Here is a 22,666-nt window from a genome sequence, read left to right as displayed (position 1 = left end):
TTCTGGAGATGGCAGCGCATCACGAGACGCGGATCCCGTCGAAATCGATGCCGAGGTCTTCTGCCATCACCTGGGCCGTGGCGCGCCCGGCGCCGAAGACGCCGCCGCCCGGATGCTGGAACGGCCCGACGAGATAGAGCCCCTCCACCCCCGGCACGCGATACTGGCCCAGCTCCGGCGTGGGCCGGTGCGAGCCTGACTGATAGGTGGTGGTGGCAATGCCGTGCAGATCGCCCCGGAAGAAACTGGGGCTGGTCCGCTCCATGTCCACCGGGCTGTCGCAGTGATAATCGAGCACGATGTCGGGCACATTCTCGATGAAATCACCCATGCGGCGGATCATCTTCTCGGCGAATTCGCCCTTGGCCTCATCCCAGTCGCGGCCATCCTTGCGAGTGTAAGGCACATAGTCCCACGCGTGGAAGATCGCCTTGCCATCGGGCGCGCGGCTGGGATCGTGCTGGGTCAGCTGGCCGACCCCGACCAGCGGCGTGGGCGAGAAATTGCCATAGCGCAGCTCGTCGAAGGCCCGGCGCATGTCTTCATAGCTGGCGGGCATCAGCTCATACATCACGGCCGAAAGGTTGCCACCCTCGCTGTTTTTGGCTTTGAACTTCATCGGCGCATCGAGCGCGGCATGGACCGTGAAGCAGGCCGCATCGGTGATGTGAGTGCGCTTCGCATTCTTCGCGACATGGGCGGGCAGGGCCGCGACCATGTCGGGCAGGATGTGCGGATGGATCGCGCCGATGATCCCGTCCCTTGCGGAAAGGCGCGAACCATCGTCCAGCACCACGCCTGTCGCGTGCGAGCCGTCGGTCACGATCTCGCGCACCTCGCAATTGTTCAGCACCTTGCCGCCGTGATCCTCGATGCAGGCGATCAGGGCGGCGGTGAGGCTGCCCGATCCGCCCACCGGCACGCCAAAGCCGAATTTCTCGAGGAAGCCGAGGAACACATAGGCGCCGATGCCGGTGGCCTTCTCGTCCGGGCTGACTAGGTTTTCGCCCGCCACGCGGCCGAAATGGGCCTTCACCTTGTCATGCTCGAACAGCTCTTCCATCAGGTCGAAAGTGCTGACCGCCATAGTGCGCATGATCTCGCGCCCTTCGGCGCTCTGGTCCATCATCGCCGTCTGCGCGCCCAGCGGCATGGGCGGGGAATAGAGCCCAGCCTGGATCATCGGCAGCCATTGCGCGGCCTGGCGCGACATCTCCAGGAAAGTCTCCGCATCCTTGTGGGAGAACTTGCGGATCGCCTCGGCCGATTTCGCCGGATCGCGATGCAGCGGCAGGGTCGAACCATCTTCCCACACGCTCATCATCGGCACGTCGGGGAAGACGTAGCGCAACCCGTATCTCGACTTCAGACCCAGATCGTCATTCAGCAGCAGCGGATTGCCCTGGATGAAGATGTGGCTCATCGAATGCTGATCGTGCCGGAAGCCGGGCCGCGTCAGCTCGCGCGTCACCACGCCGCCGCCGAACCATTCATTGCGTTCCAGCACCAGCACCTTCTTGCCCGCCACCGCCAGATAGGCCGCGGCGACAAGCCCGTTATGGCCCGAACCGATGGCAATGATGTCTGCGTCGCTCATTCAATCATCCTCAATCCCGCGGCCGTCGGGGCCGTCAGACCATTGCCGACACGACGAGGTCGGACAGCTTCTGGAAGCGGTCGATGTTGGCCGTCTGGGTCATCACCCCGGCGCTGGTGGCCGCGAAGCTGACGTCCAGTTCGGGATCGACCCAGAAGAGCGTGCTGCCCGCGCCATAATTGCCGTAGGTCTCCGGCGAGGTGAGCGTGCCCAGCTGATGGTTCACGATGGCCGTGCCGCGCACATTGAAGCCCAGCCCCATATAGGCAGGCGCGACCTGCCAGCCGGCGCGCAGATGGGCCGCCTTGTAAAGCTCGTTCGGCATCTCGCCCGTATGGACCTGCCGGGCGACCTTGATCATGCGCGGGGACAGGATGCGCACCCCGTCCAGCTCCCCGCCCCGGCGCAGCATCTCGGCAAAGCGATAGAGATCGCCCGAGGTGGAAGCGCAGCCGACATGCGGCGCCTCGGTCGCCGGGTCCTCGAACAGGGCGTGGTCGCCCTCGATATTGCGGGACAGGTGCTTGATCGGCACCGTGCCGCGCATATCCGGGCGGACATGCCTGTCCTTCAGGTCCGCGCGAAGCCCCATGGAAGTGCTGTCCATCCTGAGCGGGGCGAACAGATCCTCATGCAGCAGGGTCTGGTAATCGCGACCCTTGGGATCGGTGCGGACAAGCGCCATGCCCATCAGCACATGATTGACCAGCGGCGAATAATCGCAGCGGCTGCCCGGTTCCACCACGCCATGCACTGCCTCTGTCGTCGCCTCATAGAGGTCGGAAAGACGGTCGAGATACATGCCCGGCTTGGGCGTCCACACGCCGGGCATACCAGCCGTGTGCGTGAGCAGATGATAGAAGGTTGCTTCCTCGCGCGGCTTGCCGGTGAATTCCGGCAGCACATCGCGCACCTTGGTGGTCAGTGCGAAGCGGCCTTCCTCGATTGCCTTGAGGATCAGGATGTTGGTGAAGGCCTTGGTGGTGGAGAAGATCGAGAAGACATTGTCCAGCCGCAAGGGTCGTTCCCCAGCCCCATCCTGCGCGCCCAGTGCTTCCTCGAACACCTTCTCCCCGCCGCGCCCGACGGTGAGCACCAGCCCGTAATAATCCCCGCGCGCAATATCCGCGAGGATGACCGCGCGTAGTGTATCGAGCCGTTCCTGCCAGACCTGTGCCATATTCTCTTGTCCTGTCGTGTCAGCCCGCCGCGATGATGCCGCCATCGATGGCCAGCATGGCCCCGTTCACGAAATCCGCCTCGTCCGAGAGGAGGAAGGCCGCCGCGCGGGCGACATCCTCGGGCGTGCCGTTGCGGCGCAGGGGGATGTTCTTCGCCCGCTGGGCATATTGTTCGGGCGTGACGAAGCCATCCGTCGCCGGGGTCGGCACGCTGCCCGGAGCAATGGCGTTGACCCGGATGCCGCGCGGGCCCAATTCGCCCGCCAGCACCTTGGTGAGCCCGGCGATGCCCGCCTTGATCGTGGTATAGGCACCGGTATTCGGGCGTCCGCGATAGGCGACCGGCGATGAGTAATTGAGGATGTTGCCGCCCGCCTCCTCATCCCGATAGGCAAGGAAGGCCTGCACGCCCCAGAACACCGATTTGAGCCCGGCGGAGAGCATCAGCTCGAGCGTTTCCTCGGTCACGTCCTCAATCGGCTCGTAAACCAGCACGGAGGCATTGTTGATCACCGCGCGCAGCGGGCCTGCATCGTAGCGGAAGGCTTCCGCTACGCTGAAGAACTGCGCCCGCTGGCCCAGATCGCCGCCATAGGCATGGGCCTCGCCCCCGGCAGCGCGGATTTCATCCACCACCTTGTGAGCGGAAGCCTGATTAATGTCCGCCACGCCGACAATGGCGCCCTCACTGGCGAGGTGTTTCGCGATCCCTTCGCCAAGGCCCCGCCCCGCGCCGGAAATCAGGATCGGGCGGCCATCGAACCGCATGGCTCAATCCATCCCGAAGAGTTTGGCGGTATAATGGCTGTCCATATATTCCCGCATCGCGTCGATCTTGCCGTTCGAGATTTCGAACACCCAGCAATAGTCATTGTCATAGACCTTGCCGTCCATGGTGGTGCCGGTGGAATTGGATTCCACGCAGACCCAGCCGTCTCTTGAGAACATGGCATGGACATGGACCTTCGGGTCACCCGGATGGAACATGCCACGCACCGGGGCGAGGAACTTGTCGATGATGTCCATCCCCACATGGCGTCCGGCCCCGGCGATGCCCTTCACCTTGGGTTCCCACACGGACTGGTCGTGATAGAAGCCGCGCAGCTTCTCCAGATCGCCGGAAGACAGCACCTCGAAGAAATCGAGCACCAGCTGCTCGTCGGCATTGGCGGCCTTAACGCTCATTTCACTCTCCCTTGCCCGCGCCGCGCGCCTCGTCGGTCGGCGGCGGGATGACCGGCATCGCCCCGCCCATGTGCAGCGCAACCTGGCCATAGCGGCTGGCGAATTTCCACCCTTCGGGCGTCTTCACGTAATGATCCTCGAACCCGCCGACATAGAGCCCGCCCGCTTCCTGCGGCGGCTCCACCGATTTGTGGCTGGAGAGCATGGCGAGGTAATTGGTGCCCTTGGCCTCTGTTTCGGAAATCACTTCCACCAGCACATTGGTGACCACGTGGCGGACCAGGATCGGTGGCCGGTCACGGAAAATCGCCTGCACCTTGTCGCGCCCGTAGAAGGGATAATCCGGCTGGAAAGGCCGGGCAAAGATGCAATCCTCGGTGAACAGGGCGGCAAGCGCCTCATGATCGCCATTGTCGGCATAATGCGCGAAGAGCAGCGGCAATTTGCCGCACTCGGCCTCGATCCTCAGGCGTTTCCGGTCTTTCATGATGCCTGTTCCGCTTCGATTTCGGCAAAAGCCTCATTGGCGATGCGGAAGCTGTCCACCGTGGCCGGGATGCCGGCATAGATGCCCACCTGCAGCAGCACTTCGCGGATTTCCTCCTTGGTAAGGCCATTGTTGAGCGCGCCGCGGATATGCGCCTTCAGCTCGTGGCTGCGGTTGAGCACGGAGATCATGGCAAGGTTGATCAGCGAGCGGTCGCGGCGCGGCAGGCCTTCCCGCCCCCAGGTCCAGCCCCAGCAATAGGTGGTCACCAGTTCCTGCAGCGGATCGTTGAACGGCCCGCTCTTCGCCAGTGCCCGGTCGACATAGGCATCGCCCAGCACCTCGCGGCGGATCTTCATGCCCTTGTCGAAAAGTTCCTTATCCATCTGATCCTGTCCTTTCTCAGCCGATCGTCGCGTAAACCGCGTCGATCAGGCGCCTTGCGCGCGGGCCATTGTCGCCCACGCTGTGCATCTGGTTGCAGCAATAGGAGAAGCCGAGCTTCGCATCCGGATCGCCAAAGCCGATCGATCCGCCGAGGCCATGATGGCCGAAGCTGCGCGGATTGGGGCCCATATAGACCGCCTCCGGCGTGTTCAGCAGCACGCCCAGCGCCTGATGATAGGGCCGGTCCTGCAGCAGCTCGATCTGGTTGTGCTGCTCTACCAGCATCGCCTCCAGCGCTTCCTTCGACAGCAGGCTCACCCCATCGACCTCGCCCACCGCGGCGCCATAGATGCGCGCCACGCCGCGCGGATTGCCATGGCCGGAACCACTGGCGATCTCGCAGGTGCGCCAGATCGGCGAGTTCATCGTGGTGTGCCACGGCTCGTTGGGGTTTTGCAGGAAGGCAAAGCTGCGCAGGGTCGCCCCGTCCTGCCAGCCTTCCGGCGTGGTCGGCTTGGGCGGCACGGTCTGGTCCTTCGCCGCAAACAGCCGCGCCTTGGTGTTGGGCAGCACTTCGGCAACGTGGGACTGTTCCTCTTCGTTCATCCCGCCGATGCAATATTCCGCATGGAGCGGCCCGGTGACATTCTGGCGCAGGAAAGGCCCAACGGTCATGCCCGTCACGCGGCGCATGATCTCGCCCAGCAGGAAGCCCTGATTATGCACGTGATAGGCCGCGCGCGTGCCCGGCTGCCACAAGGGCTCCTGCACTTCCAGCGCGCGGATATAGGCGGGGTAATCGAAGAACCCGCCCGGATACATCGTGTCGGTGGTCAGCACGGGGATTGCCGCGCGGTGATCGAGGCACCAGCGCACGAGAATATCCTCTTTCCCGTTCTGCGCGAATTCGGGCCAATAATGAGCCACCGGCTTGTCGATATCCACCAAGCCGCGATCCACCAGCATGTTGAAGGCAATGCCGGTAATCCCCTTGGCCACGCTCATCATGCAGACGGTGGAATGCTCGCCCCATTCCTGCGAGCGGTCTTCGCGCGCCCAGCCGCCCCAGAGATCGACCACCGTTTCGCCATCGATCACCACGGATGTGGCTGCGCCCAGTTCTTCCTCCACCCGGAAATTCTCGATGAAGGCTTCGGCAACCCCGCCGAATTCAGGATTGTAGCACCCGTGCAGGCGATAGGTTCCGCCGCGTGCTTCGATCGTTTCGTCTAGCTGGGGCTGAGCCACTGGCATCCTCTCCTCTTCCAGGGACAAGTCCTAGGCCCGCCCCCCATTTGCCGCTTGAACATGGGCGAAAATCTCTTGGCAGCGCGCGAAGCCCTCTGGCACGTGTCGCAAGGGAGAGTGATGCATGCACGACTTCGATGTGATTATCGTGGGCGGCGGCCCGACCGGCTTTGTCACGGCACTTGGGCTGGCGCAGGCGGGCGTGACGGTGTGCGTGCTGGAGGCAGAGGAAGCGATCATCGATAGCCCGCGCGCCGCAGTCTATCACTGGTCCGTCCTCGATGGGCTGGAACGGCTCGGCATCCGCGCGGAGGCGGAACGGATCGGTTTTGCCAAGCAGGACTATCTCTGGCTGGTGCGCAGCACCGGCGAGGAAATCCGTTACGATCTCTCGGTGCTCGAGGGACACACCGCCTTCCCCTATAACCTCCACTTGGGGCAGGATCGGTTGGCCGCGATAGCACGCGACCGGCTGGAGGCGCTGCCTGATGCGGAGGTCCGCTTCGGCACGGCAATGGCCACGCTGGCGCAGGATGCTGGCGGAGTGCGGGTGGCGGTGGAAGGGCCGGAGGGTGTGGAATATCTCTCCTGCGCCTATCTGGTGGGGGCGGATGGCGCTGGCAGTCTGGTGCGCAAGACGCTGAATCTGGGCTTTGACGGGATGACCTGGCCCGAACGGTTCGTGGCCACCAATGTCTATCACGATTTCGAGAGCGCCGGTTATGGGCGCACCACCATGGTGATCGACGATCAATGGGGCGCGGTGATAGTCAAGATCGACGAAAATGGGCTGTGGCGCTGCACCTATATGGAGGACGCCGCCCTGCCGGAACGGGATTATCTCCAGCGCCTGCCGGATGCCTACAAGCACCTGTTGGCGGGAGAAGGCGGCCACAGGCTGGACCGGGCGGCGCCCTACCGGATGCATCAGCGCGCGGCGGAGAGCTTCCGCAAGGGCCGCGTAGTTCTGGTGGGGGACGCCGCCCATGTGACCAACCCCACTGGGGGCTATGGCCTCACCACCGGGCTGTTCGATGCCTATGCCCTATGGCCCACTCTGGCCGCCGTGGTGCTGGACGGGGCGAATCCGGCGCTGCTGGATATCTATGCCGAGGAGCGGCGGCGGATCTATCTTGAGCGGACCTCGCCCCGGGCAATCGCCAACAAGCAACTCGTCTTCCACGCCTGCGGTGGCGGGGCCGCGCTGGAGAATGCGCTCGACGGGCTGCGCCTCATGGCACGCGATGCCGATGCGCGGCGGAACGGCCTGTGGTTCGTGAAAACGCTGGAGACGCCTTCGCCGGTGGAGGCCTGAGCGCCTTCATTCCATGAAGGAAATCGTCCGCAGCTCGATGCTCTGCCGGGGTGCGGCGTCAGGCGGAGTGTCGGGGATGTCGAATGCACTGTGCGCGGTTAACTGCACGGCGTCGGGATCGCTGTCATACAGCTTGAAAGCCAGTGCTTCCCATGGCTGCATATGCGGTACCCAATACCAGTGCTGGCCCGGCGCCCATGCGAGATTGAAGCCCCAGAGCGAGCGGCGGCCGAAATCGCCTAGTCCGCCCACCACTTCGCTGTCGAACAGATCTTCGCGCTTCACCGTGCTGGCATCGCACAAGGCCAGAGGCGCGCTTTCCACCATCACGATGGGCCGCCAGACATTGATCAGCATATAACGGCCTGAAAGGCGCCGCTCGGCCTCCTCCTTCGGCAGGAGGTCAAAGGCAAAGTCCCGCACCGTGCGGTCGCCATAATCCACATGGGCGCCATAGGCGGGCATGTTGTGGCCGTGCGTCCCACCAGCATTGGTGCGCACTACCGCACCGAAGCTGACCGTCCTGGCCGCGCCGGTGAGCCGCTGCACCAGCGCTTCCGTTTCCCGGCAGTAACGGGCGAGTTCCCCCCTGTCGGTGAAATCGGTGACGCGGGTCGGTTCATCCAGCAGGACAAAACCGTTGCGATCGAACGACAGGTCTTCCGCGATCGGGCGCATGTCCCTGATGGCGATCCGGTGTTCCTCGACCGGCCAATAGCTCTTTTCCCGCGCGCCGGGATGGAAGGTGGCTTTCTCGCCGCGCACGATATGGTTCATCACCGTCTCGACATCCCGGACCATCCGCTCGGCTTCGCTCACGATCAACCTCTCCTTCGCTCGGTGAACTTGGCGCGCCATGCTGCGCGGCATAGCCTGCCCGACAGGCCACAACTTAGCGGCCGGCAGAGGGGGAAGTCTTGGTGGCAAGCGAAACGCCCAAACCCGTTTCGGCACCCATTTCCGATCCGCGCGAGGTGCTGGGCAATCGCCCCATGCAGCTGCCGCAATATGCGGTGATCGGCCTGTGCGTGCTGATCAACATGATCGACGGCTATGACATTCTCGCCCTTGCCCAGGCAGGCTCCGCCCTGAAGCGCGAATGGGGCATGGGCGATGCCGCGCTGGGCACGCTGCTGTCGATGAATCTGGTCGGCATGGCCATCGGCGCATTGGGCGTCTCCCCCGTGGCAGACCAGTGGGGCAGGCGGCCCGCCATCCTTTCCTGCCTGATCTTCATGAGCGCGGGCATGGCGATTTCCGCCCTGTCGCACGGCTTCTTCTCAATGGCTGCGGGACGCGTCGTCACCGGCATCGGGATCGGCGGTATGACCAGCACGGCCGGGATGCTGGCGCTGGAATATGCCAGCTTCAAACGCCGCGAATTCGCATCGAGCTGCGTTGCCGCCGCCTATCCGGTGGGTACGATCCTTGGTGCGATGGTTGCAGTGGCAGTGCTGGATTCCTATGGCTGGCGCGGCATCTTCTGGGTCGGATCGGCGCTGTCGGCGGTGCTGTTTCCCGTCGCCTTTCTGTGGCTGGCGGAATCGCTCGACTATCTGCTCTCCCGCCAGCCGAGGAACGCCGTCGCCCGCACCAACACAATGCTGCGCCGCATGGCGATTGCCGAGATTTCCGTACTCCCGCCCAAGCCGGAAGGCGCGCGCAGCGCCGTGCTGGCGGAGATCGCCCAGCCCTTCCATGTGAAGGAACTGGCCAAGCTGTTCCTGGCCCATGCGTTGAACATGTTCGCCTGGTATTTCATCATAAACTGGGGCCCGCCGCTGGTGGCGCAGGCCAATGGTTCCGACATTTTGGGCGCACAATATTCCGCTTGGGTTTCCTATGGCGGGATCGTGGGCGGGATGATCACCGGCTTCCTGTGCGGTACTATCGGGGTGAAGCGCATGATGTGGGCCACCATGCTGAGCCTCGCCGCGCTGATCGCCCTGTTCGGCCAGTTCGCCGGCAATCCGCAGGCATTGTGGCTGATCGCACCGCTGACCGGGGCTATGCTGTTCGGATCGGCGACAGCCAACTGGCTGACCATCGCCTATGCTTTCCCGCCGCAATTGCGTGCCACCGGGCTGGGCTTTGCCACCACGGCGGGGCGCGTGGGCTCCATCTTCGGGCCGATCGTGGGCGGATGGCTACTGGGCGAGGGGCTGGCCATTGGCGCGGTGTGCACCGCGATGGCCGTGCCTGCCGTGCTTTCCGCCCTGACCTTCAGCCGCGCCCGGCGGATCGAGCCGGGGCGGTAAGGCTCATCCCAGCAGGAAATCCTTCGCCGCCTTGCGCGCGGCCATGTTCTCGTCGAGCAGCAGATGCGCCCCGCCGGGGATCAGCACCACTTCCGCATCGGGCAGCAGGCTCTGCCATTCAGGAATGAAGCCGGGCGGCACGATCCGGTCATCCCCGCCCCACAGCAACAGCACCGGCCGGTCAAAACCCTTCAGCGTTTCGCGCAGCTTCGCGTCCGAGACCGACACGTCATCCCGCGTGCGGAAGGCCGCCGCTCCTTCGCGCTGGCGCAGGGCGAGCCATTCCGGGCCGGGCTGCGTCGGCCAGTACGGCTCCAGCCACTCGCGCCTTTCCACGAACCAGCCCGGCAGTTCCTCCGGCGGGATTTGGGAGAAATCGGGAATCGCGGCCTTGTCGCTCTTCAGCCCGGCAGGGGAAACCAGCACGAGTTTGTCGATTTCTTCCCAATGTTCACCGGCATAACGCGCGGCGAAATGCCCACCCATGGACGCGCCCATCAGATGGAATGTCTCCAATCCCAATGCGGCGAACAGCATTTCATAATGCATCACATAATCGGCCACGCCGTTGAAATCGGCATCGTCGCTTTCTCCGAAATTGGGGTGGATCGGCAGGATCATACGGAAGGAATCGGCAAAATCGCTTGCCCATTCAAAGCCGTGATAGGTTCCGCCGCCATGGAAATAGACGCAGGGTGCCCCTTCGCCGATTTCGTAGACAACGCTCTCAACCCCGTCGATGCGATAGACGGTGCGTTGGAACCCTTCGGTGCTGTAGGCAAACTCGCTCATGCGTCTTCCTGTATAGTAGGCGCGGGAACCGGCATCGGCTGGCCCTTCATCAGCTCGGCGAGCGAGGAAGCGCGGATTTCAGCGCCGCCCTTTTCCCCTTCCGCCAGCATGTCCTGCTTATCTTTCGCCCGCTGCACCGGATCGCTCTCCGAAAGCAAGCGCTTGAAATTGGAAGACAGGGGAGAAGCTACCTCCAGGAACACCCGGCGGCGTTCCCGCGAATAGAAATCGAGCACGCCGTCAACCACCTTGCCATGGATCACTGCGCCCAGCGCATCGCTCAGCGCATCGGCATCCAGCACGCCGCCGGTCAGCCCCAATCCGCCACAGGGATTGCAGGCATGGGCCGCATCGCCCGCCAGCAGGGCGCGGCCCACCCGGTAAGTCGGGGCGCTGCGCTGATGCACACGATAGGGCGAGAAATTGTCGATCCTGTAGGGGATAGAGGGATCAGGCAGGATCGCGGCGAAGCGTTCCGGCAGCCGTTCGAGGATGGATGCCTCATCCAGCTGGGCATCCTCGCCATAGGTCAGGCGCCACAGATTCTCGCGCCCCAGCCTGCCGACGACTGCCCAGTTGACGGGATCGACCACCATATTGGCATTGCAGAACCCGTTCTCCAGAAACGGATATTCGATATTGGTCGCAACGAAGCGGTCGGGCCAGGTGAAGCCCTCAAACTCCAGCCCCATCAACCGCCGCATGGTGGAACGGGCGCCATCGGTGCCGATCACCCAATGGGCGGCCATCTGTTTTACACCATCCTCAACCTCCACGGTCAGCGTCACGCCGTCCGCCTGCTGGTCCATGGCCGTGACCTTGTGACCCCACAGCACCTGCGTATGCGGCAGGCGCGCGAGATGCTTCATCACCAGCTCGGCCAGGATGTGCTGCCCGAAATGGAGGTTGTGATCATATTCCTGCCCGGGCTCCAGCGTCTCCCGCATGTCGGAGCTCATCATTTCCCCGGTGGCGAGCCAGTGCATCCGGAATTCGGTGCTGGGCAGGCCGATCGCATGGGCATCATCCGCCACGCCCAGCTTGTTCAGGATCGAAAGCGTGGTGTGATAATAGACGGCCGCGCGCGGCGAAGTGTTCACCTGCCGTTCGGCATCCAGAATGGTGACCTCGATCCCCTGCCGGGCAAGGCCCAGCGCGGTGAGGAAGCCGACCGGGCCTGCGCCGACGATGATTACATTCTGCTTTTCAGGCATGGGCCGCCCCCGTCTGCGCCCGGCGGGCAAGGACGCGCGGATTGGTTTCGGTGAGCAGCAGAGCGGTAAGCACGCCCGCGGCGGCCAGCCCGGCCTGCAGCCACATCGCGACATCGAGGGTGTAATTATCCGCCAGTTGCCCGGCTACCAGAGGGCCCAGCACGCCCCCGGTCAGTTCCCCGATGCCCACGACCAGGCCCATCGCTGTCGCCGCGCGTGCCTTGCCCAGCGTTTCGGCCGGAACGACTCCCATGAAGAGCGGGAATATCCCCATGCCCATCCAGCCAAGAAACATCAGCGCGGTCAGGAATGGCGGCGTGGCGGGCACAAGCAGCAGGGCCAGCGGCGGCAATGTCATCATCGCGGCGCCCACGATCATCGGCGGCTTGCGCCCGATCCGGTCCGAGAGGGCCGCCAGCACCAGGGCGCCAACGCCCGGACAGAGGCCGACCACGGCCATCATCCATTTCCAGGTAGTGGGATCGATTCCCCGCGGCCCATCGAGATAAAGTGGCATGAAGATGGAGCCGACTACTGCCGAACCGACCGCGAAACAGCTGAGGATCGAGCAAAGCAACACGTTGCGCTGCGCCAGCATGTGCCAGGGCGAGAGCGCGGCATCGCGGGCCGGGCCTGCCGGCGCAGCCGGTGCGCGGGGCGGCTCGGCGATGAAGCGCCAGATCAGCAGTGCGAGGATCAACCCCGGCACGCCCGCCAGATAGAACGCCACACGCCAACCATAGGCTTCCGCCAGCCAGACCAGCACGATGGGCGCCACTGCCGTGCCCAGCAGCGATCCGAAGACGTTCTGCACCACCCCGGCATTCAGGCCCTTGCGCCCTTCGGCAGAGGCCGCCGCCATGATCGCCAGGCAGATCGGCAGGAACAGCCCTTCCGCCGCGCCCATGACCACGCGCGTGGCGAAAAGGGTGCCGAAATTCCACGCAAGACCGGACATCACCGAACAGAAGGAGAAAACCACCAGCGCCGCGAGCAGGAAAGGTTTGCGCGCGCCGATACTGTCGGACCAGCGCCCGACGAAATAGGCGCCCAGTGCCCAGGTGACCGAAAGACCTGCGCCCAGCGCCCCGACTTCAGTGTTGGAAAGCGATAGATCCTCGATCACGAAGGGGCCGAGGAATGTCATCGCCATGCGGTCGAAATAGGCAAAACCAAACGCCAGGCCGAGCAGAAGCAACACGCGCAGCTCATAGCCAGCCGAATGCCCTGCCCCGGCGGGCTGTGCGGAAGGCGCCACCTCCGCCTGGGTCAGGCTCACCATAGGCGCCTCTTATAAAAGCATTTTCTCATATTCGCCCTCTCCCGGCCGGGGTTTTCCCCTGCCCGGGGATTACCCCCTTCCAGGGGAGGCGTCTTGTTCGCGAGCGAAGTGGCCAGTTCGGACTTTGTCAAATTCCAGCGGTATTCCGGACACAGGCCACTGTTGCCTCAGAGTGACATCAAGTTCGCTTTCAGCATGTAGCTTGCGCTGTGGGCTCTTTGCGCAGCCTATGAACAGAGTTACTTCATTGCCATGGGGAGGAAATTGAGCGCCTTGAATGCGCCGTTAGTGAAACCTCCTCGAAGGAATCTTTCGCGGGTCAGCGACAATAGCCTGTTTTCGCGACTGATAACTTGGTGAGTATTCGGGGCCATGCTGGTCCCGGTATGGGAGGATGTTTACATGAAGCTCAGGACTATGGGCGTCGTGTCTTCGCTGGCCGTCATGGCCAGCCTGGCCGCGCCGGCATATGCACAGGACGAAGGTAGCGGCGACACGGGAGGCCGCAACACCGAAATCGTCGTTACCGCCGAATTCCGCGAAGCCAAACTTCAGGATACGCCGATCGCGATCACGGCGGTCAATTCGGAAATGCTCGAAGCACGCGGCCAGACCGATATTGCGCAGGTAGCGGCCCAGGCACCGAACGTGACCCTGAAGCCGCAGCCGCAGAATGGCGGCGCGGGCCTCATCGCCTTCATCCGCGGTGTCGGCCAGACCGACTTCAACTATGCGCTCGATCCGGGCGTGGGCGTCTATGTCGATGACGTATACATCCCCACCCTGTCCAGCTCGCTGCTCGACCTGATGGATCTCGACCGGATAGAAATCCTGCGCGGCCCGCAGGGCACGCTGGCCGGCAAGAACTCCATCGGTGGCGCGATCAAGCTGTTCAGCCAGAAGCCCAAGGGCGATGGCTCGGGCTCGCTGCAGGTGACCTACGGTTCCTATAACCGCCTCGACATTCGCGGCATGGCCGATTTCAAGGTGGCCGAGAACCTCTCCGCCCGCGTCTCCGGTGTCGCCAAGAGCCGTGACGGTTATGTGGACCTGCTGGATTACGGCCGCACCCATCCCGGCTCGAACGTACCTTCCTCAAACGCCCGCGGCGCCAATGCCATCGTCGGCACCCAGGGCGGCCAGTCCTATGTCGCCGGCAAGGTAGCCCTGCGCTGGACCCCGACCGACACGCTGGAAGTCAACGTCTCGGCCGACTACACCTCGGATCACTCCGAACCGGCCCCCACTGTGGTGCTCGCCGCCGGCCTGCCCGGCCCGACATCCAGCAATCCGCATCCGTTCGATCCGAAAATCCCGAACCCCGCCACCAATGCGAATGGCGGTGCGTGGTTGCCGGGCGTCAATGGCCTCCCGGTTCCGGTGGACTGCCACTTCGTGCCCTATGGGGTGAACAGCTGTGACACGCTGAATGCCTCCGCCCTGGGAGTCGATCCGCGGTTCATCAGCTACGCCAACTTCATGGACGGCATGGCGAACACTTCGCAGGCGCCCTACAAGCCCTATGCCGCAAAACAGAACCAGGACTTCATCGGCTGGGGCGTGCACGGCAATGTCTCGCTGGATATCAGCGACAACCTCCAGCTGGTGTGGATCAGCTCGTGGCGTGAATATGAATCGCGCTGGGGCCAGGATCAGGACGCCACCCCCGTGCCGGTCGCGCAGCTCGATAACGAGATGCACCATCGCGCCTGGAGCCAGGAACTCCGCCTGAACGGCGCATTGGGCGACGGGCTGCTGGAATATACGCTGGGCGGGTTCTACTTCGACCAGAACGGCAATTACACTGCCCGCGTCGACCTGAATTATGCCGGCATCGACTTCATCCACGGCCCGGATACCACGCCGAGCACGTCGAAGGCGGTGTTCTTCAACGGCACGCTGCACCCGACCGATGCGTGGAGCATCACGGGCGGCCTGCGTTATTCGAAGGACGAGAAGACCTACACCTATTACCGCAGCAATCCCGACGGTTCGATTCCCTTCGAGGACTGGACCCCGGCGGACCTGCCTGCACTGCCGATCTGCGAATTCTTCCAGGGCGCACCGACGGCAGGCCCGACCGGCATCGGCAACACGCCGAACTGCCTCCTGTCCGGCCTCTATGGCATCTCCGACACGTTTAAGGGGGATCGCTGGGATTGGCGCATCGTGACGGACTATCGCTTCTCCGATCAGTTCCTGGCCTATGCTTCGGTTTCGACCGGCTACAAGAGCGGCGGCGTCAACCCGCGTCCGTTCTTCGGCCCTTCGGCAGGCGAATGCGATGCGCCGGGCTATGTGGCCCCCGCAGCGTGTAACCAGCTCAAGGCCTTCAATCCTGAAACCCTCACGACCTATGAAATCGGCTTCAAGAGCGATTTCTTCGACCGTCGCCTGCGCCTGAACGCCGCCGGCTTCATCAACAAGTATAACGACATCATCCTGACGCTGTCGGCCTGTCCGTCGGTTCCCTGTCTCCAGCCCAACAATGTCGGCAAGGCCGATGTGAAGGGCTTCGAGCTGGAAATGTCGGCCTATCCGGTGGATGGCCTGTCGTTCGACGGTTCGCTGAGCTACATCAACTTCAAGTACGATGCAGCTTCGGTGGCCGCGGCCGGTCTGACCGGGGATGAAGTTACGCCCTATACGCCGGAATGGACCTACAGCTTCGGCATCCAGTACGACCACGAACTGAAGAACGGCGCCACCGTAAGCGCCCGCTTCGACGGTTCCTATCAGTCGGATACCTTCACTGAAGCATCGAACAGCGAAGCCAGCCGCGTCGATGGCGTGTTCCTGGGCAATGCACGCCTGAGCTACACCACCGCCGATTCCGACTGGCGCGTGTCGCTGGAAGTCCAGAACCTGTTCGATAAGTTTTATTATCTGAGCAAGAGCGATGTGACGGCATCGCTTGGCCTGGTCACCGGTGTCCCGGCCCTGCCGCGCACCTGGGCGGTCACGGTTCGCCGCAACTTCTGATCACGATCCCCGGTAAACGGGGACGTCAGACTGATGGGCGCGGATCCGAAAGGGTCCGCGCCCTTTTTCTTTGGCGGCCCTTTTCCTTTCGCGATTGTAGCGCTTGCAAACGCGATGCGAGAGGTGATCGATAATGCTTCCACAATCGTCACCCTGAACTTGGTTCAGGGCCTATTCTCCTGATCGGCCTGCTGCTTGTAGGTAGAGATGGATGCTGAACCAGGTTCAGCATGACGATAGGAGCTAGCGATGGGCTCACCACATTTGCGTTTGCAAGCGCTACAATCGCCTTTTCCGTCCGGATGTCAGGCTGATCGGCGGGCCAATAGCCACGCGAAACGGGCCACCAAAGGCAGCCCGACCCATTTTCATGCATCATGAAGCGGCTTGGAAAAGCCGGAAGCCCTTATTTGTTAAGGCGCTCGCGGATTTCCTTGCCCGGCTTGAAATAGGGCACACGCTTGGACGGCACGGTCACCGCTTCCCCGCTGCGCGGATTGCGCCCGGTGCGAGCTTCGCGTTGGCGCGTCGAGAACGCGCCGAAGCCGCGTAATTCCACACGGCCGCCTTCGGCCAGTCTCTGGGCGATTTCGTCGAAGAAAATATCGACGACCTGCTCGATCTCGTCAGCGCGCAGCTCGGAATTGTCCTTGGCCAGCACCTGCAGCAATTCAGATCTGATCATCGTTGCACCCCCTCGGGCATGGCGCCTGATGCGCCAAGAAGCAAAATTGCCAGAGGCAGGGCGCAAGTGCAATGCGCTAGGTCAAAGGAATGCACCAATGGACATGATCGGGACAAGTCCCGGTCACACCTCGCTCAGCAAATCCGTGACAGCCAGGCCCAGCCGCCGCATCCGGGCGCGGATTTCCGGCCATTCCTGCGCAAGGAACAGTTCGCGTTCAGCCCGGCGGAGCTTTTCCGCCGCGCCGCGCACCACGAACATTCCCACTCCGCGCTGCACTTCGACCAGTCCATCGACCTGGAACTGTTGATAAGCCTTGGCCACGGTGAGCGGGTTGGCGTGCTGTTCAGCCGCAAAAGCGCGGACCGAGGGCAGCATCTCCCCTTCCGCATAACGCCCATCCATGATCGCCGCGGCGATCAGGTCGCGCAGTTTCAGGTAAACGGGCCGAGTGGCTTGCGACATGGTCTGTCCCTGGAATTCGCTGCAAAGCGCAAGGTGCATCAGTGCCATAATACAGCGCGGCACGTCAAGCAGCCAACCGGTCGCAATTCGGTTACGAATGCAACAAGCCTGCTTCACAAGCCCGCCTTTTCGAGTAGGGTACCCCATTCGCCAGACCGGGATTGCCCGGCAGACGCATGATACATGGGGACCAAGCGCCAATGGCCAGCCAATATGCGGAAAGCGGAGATGCCCACGGAACCTTCCTGGGGCATCCGAAAGGGCTTTTCGTCCTGTTCTTCGCCGAGATGTGGGAACGCTTTTCCTATTACGGGATGCGCGCCCTCCTGATCTTCTACCTGACGCAGCACTGGCTCTTCTCGGATAGCCAATCCGGCGTAATCTACGGTGCCTATACGGCGCTGGTCTACATCACCCCCGTGCTGGGTGGCTATCTGGCCGACCGCTATCTGGGTCAGCGCAAGGCCGTGGCCTATGGCGCAGTATTGCTGACCTTCGGCCACTTCCTGATGGGCTTCGAAGGGGACGGCGGGCAGGATGCGACCAGCCTCAGCATCTTCTGGCTGGCGCTGTCCTTCATCATCGTGGGCTCGGGCTTCCTGAAGGCCAATATCTCGGTAATCGTGGGCCAACTCTATCCCCGCACCGACGTGCGACGCGATGGCGCCTATACGATCTTCTATGTCGGCATCAATCTGGGCGCCGCGCTCGGCTCGCTGCTGTGTGGCTATCTGGGCCAGACCTATGGCTGGAGCTACGGCTTTGGCGCGGCGGGCGTCGGCATGCTGCTGGGCCTGATCGTGTTCACTGTGTTCAAGCCGCTGCTGCTGGGCCGGGGCGAGCCGCCCGCGCCTCTGGCCAAGCCGCGCGAATGGTCGATCTACGCCATCGGCGTAGCCTCGGTCGCGGTGATCTGGTTCCTCATTCAGTATCAGGATCTTGTCGGCTGGCTGCTGATGATCGCCGGTGCGATCCTGGTCGGCTATGTCCTGCTCACCGCCGTGATCAAGCTCACCCCGCATGAGCGCGACCGGATTTTTGCGGCCATGTTCCTGATCATCGGCTCGATCCTGTTCTGGGCACTATTCGAACAGGCCGGCTCCAGCCTCAACCTCTATACGGACCGCTATGTAGACCGCTCGGGCGTACCGGCATCGATGTTCCAGTCGATCAACGCGATTTACATCGTGCTGCTCGGCCCGCTTTTCGCCGCCCTGTGGACCTGGCTGGGCCGCCACAAGCTGGAGCCCTCCACTCCCGCCAAGTTCGGCCTCGCCATGATCCAGCTCGGAGCGGGCTTCCTGGTGCTGGTGGCGGGCGCGGCACTGGGCGGAGACGGCGCCAAGACGGCGGTGCTGTTCATCTTCCTGATCTACCTGCTCCACACCACGGGCGAGCTGTGCCTCTCTCCGGTCGGGCTTTCGGCCATGAACCGGCTTGCTCCGGCCCATATGGCCAGCCTCATCATGGGCACCTGGTTCTTTGCATCAGCCACCGGTAATTTCGCCGCCGGGCTGATCGCAGCAGCCACGGGTTCGGAACGAGCCAGCGGCGAAGGCGCAGGTCAGCAGGTTGTTCTCGACGTTTACAGCCAGATCGGCTGGATCGCGGTTGCTGTGGGCTTCGGCGTGCTGATCGTCAGCCCGCTGGTGAAGAAGCTGATGCATCTCGACACGCTGAGCGACGACCAAATCGGCGACGATCTGCCGGGCAAGGCGGAAGCGGGCGAAGCGGAAGCGGCGGGCATTCACCCTGCAACGAAGCCCAACTGAGACGGAGCCGGGGCATGACGATGCGCAATAGGGCAATCGGCACAGTTCTGGCCGGGGCACTGGCCCTGGCCGGCTGCAGCGCGGAAACAGGCGGGGTCAAAAGCGCCGGCGCCCCGCCCGCAGCGACCACCGCCAGCAAGTCCGAGGTGAAAGATCAGCCCTATCCCTCCACCTATCAAGCCTATCCCGGCGCGCCGACTGCGCTGGTGGGCGCCACGGTGTTTGACGGCAAAGGCGGCCGGATCGACAAGGGCACGGTGCTCTTCTCGGACGGCAAGGTTGTCGCGGTAGGCAATGCCTCGCTCGCCATTCCAGAAGGCTATTCCCGCATCGACGGGACGGGCAAATTCGTCACCCCCGGCGTGATCGACATTCACTCCCATCTTGGCGATTATCCCACCCCTTCGGTCGCCTCCCATGAGGACGGCAACGAGATGACCGATCCGGCCACTCCGCAGGTCTGGGCGGAACACAGCGTCTGGCCGCAGGACCCCGGTTTCACGCGCGCATTGGCCAATGGCGGGGTTACTGCGCTGCAGATCCTGCCCGGTTCGGGCAATCTGATGGGCGGCCGCTCCGTCACGCTCAAGAACGTGCACAGCCGCACGGTGCAGGGCATGAAGTTTCCGGGCGCGCCCTACAGCCTCAAGATGGCCTGCGGCGAAAATCCCAAGCGCGTCTATGGCGGGCAGGGCCGTTCGCCGATGACGCGGATGGGGAATTTCGCGGTCAACCGGAAGACCTGGTTCGAGGCGAAGAAATATGCGGCGGGTGACCGCAAGGAACGTGACCTTGCGATGGAAACCCTTGCTGGTGTTCTCGATGGCGAAATTCTCGTCCAGAACCACTGCTATCGCGCGGATGAAATGGCCCTTGTCCTCGATATGGCCAAGGAGATGGGCTATAAGGTCACGGCCTTCCACCACGCCGTGGAAAGCTACAAGATCGCCGATCTTCTGCGTCAGGCCAATGTCTGTTCCGCGGTCTGGGCCGATTGGTACGGTTTCAAGATGGAAGCCTATGACGCGATCCCGGAAAATGCCGCGCTGATTCAGCAGGCGGGGGCCTGCGTCATCATCCATTCGGATGACGAGAACGGCATCCAGCGCCTCAATCAGGAAGCCGCCAAGGCCCAGGCTGCGGGCAAGCGGATCGGCATCGACCTTCCCGATGCGCAGGTGGTCGGCTGGTTCACGCTCAACCCGGCCAAGGCCATGGGCATCGACAAGGTCACCGGCAGCCTTGAGACAGGCAAGATGGCCGATGTAGTGCTGTGGAACGGCAATCCGCTGTCGGTCTATTCACGGCCGGAAAAGGTCTGGATCGATGGCGCGCTGATGTTCGATGCGCTCGATCCCCAGCGCCGCCCGGTGAGCGATTTCGAGCTGGGCCAGCCCGGTGAAGGAGACGTGAAATGACGCGCCTTCCCGCTCTCCTTGCCGCCGCAGCCGCGCTCGCTCTCTCCGCGCCCGCCGCCGCACAGGATTTCGCCATCACCCATGCCACCGTCGCATTGGGTGACGGAAGCGAGCCGATCGACGATGCCACATTGGTGGTACGCGGTGGCAAGGTGGTGGCTGTCGGCAAGGGCATTGCCGTGCCGCAGGGCGTGGAACAGATTGACGGCACTGGTAAATGGGTGACGCCCGGCCTGTTCTCCGCCCTCACCGATCTTGGCCTGTACGATGTCGATGCGGTGGAGCAAAGCCGCGATGTCAGCGCCGACAAAGCCATATTTAGCGCCGCGCTGGACATTTCCCCGGTGGTCAACCCGCTGGCGCAGAACATCAAGGTCAGCCGCGCGGGCGGGGTGACGCGGGCCAGCGTCTTTCCACGTTCAGGCAATGCGATCTTCGCCGGGCAGGGCGCGGTAATCGACCTTGGCTCCGACAGCGAAGCACTGGTGAAGCCGCGCGCTTTCCAATATGTCGAACTGGGCGAAGGTGGCGGGGCGCTGGCCGGGGGCAGCCGGACGGCGGCCTATGTCACCTTCCGCAATGCCCTTGCCGAAGCGCAGGATCTGGCCGGGCGCAACGGCCGGAATGACGATGCATTGCTCAACCGGCCCGATGCCGCCGCGCTGATCCCGGTAGTGGAAGGCCGCCAGCCACTTTACGTCCATGTGGAGCGCGCGGCCGATATTCTGGCAGTGCTGAAACTGCGGCAGGATTTCCCGAAGCTCGATCTCGTCCTGGCCGGGGCAAGCGAAGGCTGGATGGTGGCCAAGGAAATCGCGGCGGCGAAAGTGCCAGTGATCGCCAATGCGCTGAACGACCTGCCCGCCCAGTTCGAGCAGCTGGCGGCGACCCAGTCCAACGTCGGGCGGATGCATGCTGCCGGGGTGAAAGTAGCCATCGGCCGCTTCTTCGACATGAACCAGCCGCGTTATGCCCCGCAGCAGGCAGGCAATCTGGTTGCGCTGACGAAGCTGCCCGGCGCCAGCGGACTGAGCTGGGGCGCAGCCTTCGCGGCGATCAGCTCCGTCCCGGCCGAGATCAGCGGCATGCCTGGCATGGGCGTGCTCAAGGCTGGAGCGACGGGCGATGTGGTGATCTGGAATGGCGATCCGCTGGAGCTCAGCTCCGCCCCGATGCGCGTCTTCGTGGATGGGGTGGAACAGCCGCTGGAAAGCCACCAGACCAAGCTGCGAGACCGCTATCGGACACCCCAGGAAGGAGCCTTACCCAAAGCTTACGAATGGTAGCTCAACCCCGTTGCATAGCCTCAAAGGTTAACGCATATCCGCCGGCAGCGTTAATTCTTCAGCGACGATAGCGGGGGCTGCCGTCGTAACTTTCAGGGGGCAGAAATGGGTAACAACAGATTCGATTATCTGATCGAAAAGATTGACGAAGCGCCATTTACAGAAGATCCTTTCCCTCACATCTTGATTAACGATTTCTTTTCGAAGGAAGATTTCGCCGAGATTATTAGTAGCTCTGAGATCAAGGTCGCTCCTGCAAAGGACGATTCTCAGATGCTCGACCAACTTTTCGACATCGGTTATCGCGCGATACCTTTCCCCGGCGCGGTTACGGACAAGAACGCCTATCTTGAATGGCGCAGGTCCGGAAAGGATACTCAGAACAAGCATTCGGCATGCGAAGGCTTCGGGATGACGCTGCGCCTGAACGAGCCGAAATCCGACATATTACTTGAACTGAAAGCCTTCATCGAAGGGGACGCGTTCAATCGCGCAATGGCGCGTCGCTTCGATATTCCGTTCGAACGATGCGTGGTCGATTCGGGCATCCAGAAGTATCTGGACGGCTACGAAATCAGCCCGCATCCCGATATTCGGCGTAAAGCAGCAACCTTTATGGTCAATATTAACGCCCATGAAAGGTCGGAAGAACTGGAGCATCATACGCAATATCTGCGCTTCAAGCCCGGCTATGAATATGTGCGTGCGTTCTGGGAGGGCAATCCGGATATCGATCGGGGCTGGGTCCCCTGGGACTGGTGCGAAACCGTGTCCACGCAGACCCAGAACAATTCGATCGTCATTTTCTCCCCGTCCGATTCCACGATGCATGGCGTCAAAGCTGACTATGACCATCTTCAGGGGCAGCGCACGCAGCTATACGGCAATCTGTGGTACGAGAAGGTGAAGCTTCCCCAGGCCCAGTGGGAAGAAATGGACATTCGCTCAATGGTGGGCAGTGGCCTTCACAAGGGTGTGAAGCTGTCGCTCAAGCAGCAAATCATCGCCAACGCCCCGGAACCCATGCGGGAACTGGGCAAATCTCTCGTCCGGAAATTCTCCAGAAGCCAGGGTGGCCGTAACTACAGCTGATGTAACGGGAAAAGCGGAAG

General features: G+C 62.8%; 20 protein-coding genes. 7 read left to right on the top strand and 13 right to left on the bottom strand.

The genetic code is table 11. The features are described 5' to 3' along the window. Positions 1–19: 19 nt before the first annotated feature. From H0274_RS09505 to H0274_RS09475, 7 genes are read right to left on the bottom strand one after another with little or no spacing between them, the layout of a single operon-like run. Positions 20–1,597 (bottom strand): phytoene desaturase family protein, encoded by a 1,578-nt coding sequence (locus H0274_RS09505; RefSeq protein WP_226794985.1) that lies wholly within the window; start codon positions 1,595–1,597, stop codon positions 20–22. 34 nt (positions 1,598–1,631) lie between these two features. Beyond that, the gene (locus tag H0274_RS09500) at positions 1,632–2,777 is read right to left on the bottom strand and encodes a serine hydrolase domain-containing protein (protein ID WP_226794982.1); all 1,146 of its coding nucleotides are present in this window, start codon (positions 2,775–2,777) and stop codon (positions 1,632–1,634) included. Between the two features lie 19 nt (positions 2,778–2,796). Beyond that, positions 2,797–3,546 (bottom strand): SDR family NAD(P)-dependent oxidoreductase, encoded by a 750-nt coding sequence (locus H0274_RS09495; protein ID WP_226794979.1) that lies wholly within the window; start codon positions 3,544–3,546, stop codon positions 2,797–2,799. 3 nt (positions 3,547–3,549) lie between these two features. After that, on the bottom strand, positions 3,550–3,963 hold the full coding sequence (locus tag H0274_RS09490) for a nuclear transport factor 2 family protein (RefSeq protein ID WP_226794976.1): 414 nt from the start codon (positions 3,961–3,963) through the stop codon (positions 3,550–3,552). Position 3,964: 1 nt separating this feature from the next. Further along, positions 3,965–4,450, bottom strand: coding sequence for a nuclear transport factor 2 family protein (locus tag H0274_RS09485; RefSeq protein WP_226794973.1), 486 nt, complete (start codon positions 4,448–4,450; stop codon positions 3,965–3,967). Then, complete coding sequence (locus H0274_RS09480; RefSeq protein ID WP_226794970.1) at positions 4,447–4,836, bottom strand: carboxymuconolactone decarboxylase family protein; 390 nt, start codon at positions 4,834–4,836, stop codon at positions 4,447–4,449. Before H0274_RS09480 ends, H0274_RS09485 begins: the two co-directional genes overlap by 4 nt. A 16-nt stretch (positions 4,837–4,852) precedes the next feature. After that, positions 4,853–6,085, bottom strand: a complete 1,233-nt coding sequence (locus tag H0274_RS09475; RefSeq protein WP_226794967.1) for a serine hydrolase domain-containing protein — start codon at positions 6,083–6,085, stop codon at positions 4,853–4,855. A 124-nt stretch (positions 6,086–6,209) separates the two neighbouring features. Here H0274_RS09475 and H0274_RS09470 point away from each other — a divergent pair, with 124 nt between their 5' ends. Beyond that, complete coding sequence (locus H0274_RS09470; protein WP_226794963.1) at positions 6,210–7,400, top strand: FAD-dependent oxidoreductase; 1,191 nt, start codon at positions 6,210–6,212, stop codon at positions 7,398–7,400. 6 nt (positions 7,401–7,406) lie between these two features. On the opposite strand, the gene H0274_RS09465 is transcribed toward H0274_RS09470, so the two are convergent. Then, positions 7,407–8,219: a CmcJ/NvfI family oxidoreductase gene (locus tag H0274_RS09465; protein ID WP_226794960.1), complete on the bottom strand. Its 813-nt coding sequence runs from the start codon at positions 8,217–8,219 to the stop codon at positions 7,407–7,409. A gap of 101 nt (positions 8,220–8,320) precedes the next feature. Here H0274_RS09465 and H0274_RS09460 point away from each other — a divergent pair, with 101 nt between their 5' ends. Then, complete coding sequence (locus H0274_RS09460) at positions 8,321–9,658, top strand: MFS transporter (protein WP_226794957.1); 1,338 nt, start codon at positions 8,321–8,323, stop codon at positions 9,656–9,658. A 3-nt stretch (positions 9,659–9,661) separates the two neighbouring features. Here H0274_RS09460 and H0274_RS09455 read toward each other — a convergent pair whose 3' ends face one another. The 3 genes from H0274_RS09455 to H0274_RS09445 are packed head-to-tail and all read right to left on the bottom strand — an operon-like array spanning position 9,662 to position 12,943. Beyond that, positions 9,662–10,450: an alpha/beta fold hydrolase gene (locus H0274_RS09455; protein ID WP_226794954.1), complete on the bottom strand. Its 789-nt coding sequence runs from the start codon at positions 10,448–10,450 to the stop codon at positions 9,662–9,664. Next, a complete protein-coding gene (locus tag H0274_RS09450; RefSeq protein WP_226794951.1) occupies positions 10,447–11,664 on the bottom strand; it encodes an FAD-dependent monooxygenase in 1,218 nt (405 codons plus the stop codon). Before H0274_RS09450 ends, H0274_RS09455 begins: the two co-directional genes overlap by 4 nt. Beyond that, positions 11,657–12,943: an MFS transporter gene (locus H0274_RS09445; RefSeq protein WP_226794948.1), complete on the bottom strand. Its 1,287-nt coding sequence runs from the start codon at positions 12,941–12,943 to the stop codon at positions 11,657–11,659. Before H0274_RS09445 ends, H0274_RS09450 begins: the two co-directional genes overlap by 8 nt. A 405-nt stretch (positions 12,944–13,348) precedes the next feature. Between H0274_RS09445 and H0274_RS09440 the strand changes: the two genes are divergently transcribed. Then, positions 13,349–15,928, top strand: coding sequence for a TonB-dependent receptor (locus tag H0274_RS09440; RefSeq protein ID WP_226794946.1), 2,580 nt, complete (start codon positions 13,349–13,351; stop codon positions 15,926–15,928). A gap of 406 nt (positions 15,929–16,334) precedes the next feature. Here the strand turns inward: H0274_RS09440 and H0274_RS09435 are convergent, their stop codons facing one another. Then, on the bottom strand, positions 16,335–16,613 hold the full coding sequence (locus H0274_RS09435) for an integration host factor subunit beta (protein WP_226794944.1): 279 nt from the start codon (positions 16,611–16,613) through the stop codon (positions 16,335–16,337). A 123-nt stretch (positions 16,614–16,736) separates the two neighbouring features. Beyond that, positions 16,737–17,078, bottom strand: a complete 342-nt coding sequence (locus tag H0274_RS09430) for a GntR family transcriptional regulator (protein ID WP_226795696.1) — start codon at positions 17,076–17,078, stop codon at positions 16,737–16,739. A 200-nt stretch (positions 17,079–17,278) separates the two neighbouring features. On the opposite strand from H0274_RS09430, the gene H0274_RS09425 reads away from it, so the two are divergent. From H0274_RS09425 to H0274_RS09410, 4 genes are all read left to right on the top strand, one after another. Then, the gene (locus H0274_RS09425) at positions 17,279–18,850 is read left to right on the top strand and encodes a peptide MFS transporter (protein ID WP_226794941.1); all 1,572 of its coding nucleotides are present in this window, start codon (positions 17,279–17,281) and stop codon (positions 18,848–18,850) included. Positions 18,851–18,870: 20 nt separating this feature from the next. Then, a complete protein-coding gene (locus H0274_RS09420; RefSeq protein ID WP_226795695.1) occupies positions 18,871–20,268 on the top strand; it encodes an amidohydrolase in 1,398 nt (465 codons plus the stop codon). Next, positions 20,265–21,554, top strand: a complete 1,290-nt coding sequence (locus H0274_RS09415; protein ID WP_226794938.1) for an amidohydrolase family protein — start codon at positions 20,265–20,267, stop codon at positions 21,552–21,554. Before H0274_RS09420 ends, H0274_RS09415 begins: the two co-directional genes overlap by 4 nt. 105 nt (positions 21,555–21,659) lie before the next feature. Beyond that, positions 21,660–22,646: a hypothetical protein gene (locus tag H0274_RS09410; RefSeq protein WP_226794936.1), complete on the top strand. Its 987-nt coding sequence runs from the start codon at positions 21,660–21,662 to the stop codon at positions 22,644–22,646. The last annotated feature ends 20 nt before the right edge of the window (positions 22,647–22,666 follow it).

Origin of the sequence: Fulverythrobacter ferritrahens (assembly GCF_020539485.1) — a bacterium.
GTDB classification, from domain to species: domain Bacteria; phylum Pseudomonadota; class Alphaproteobacteria; order Sphingomonadales; family Sphingomonadaceae; genus Andeanibacterium; species Andeanibacterium ferritrahens.
The sequence above is the reverse complement of the archived record's forward strand: the minus strand, read 5'-3'. Positions and strand labels throughout refer to the sequence as shown.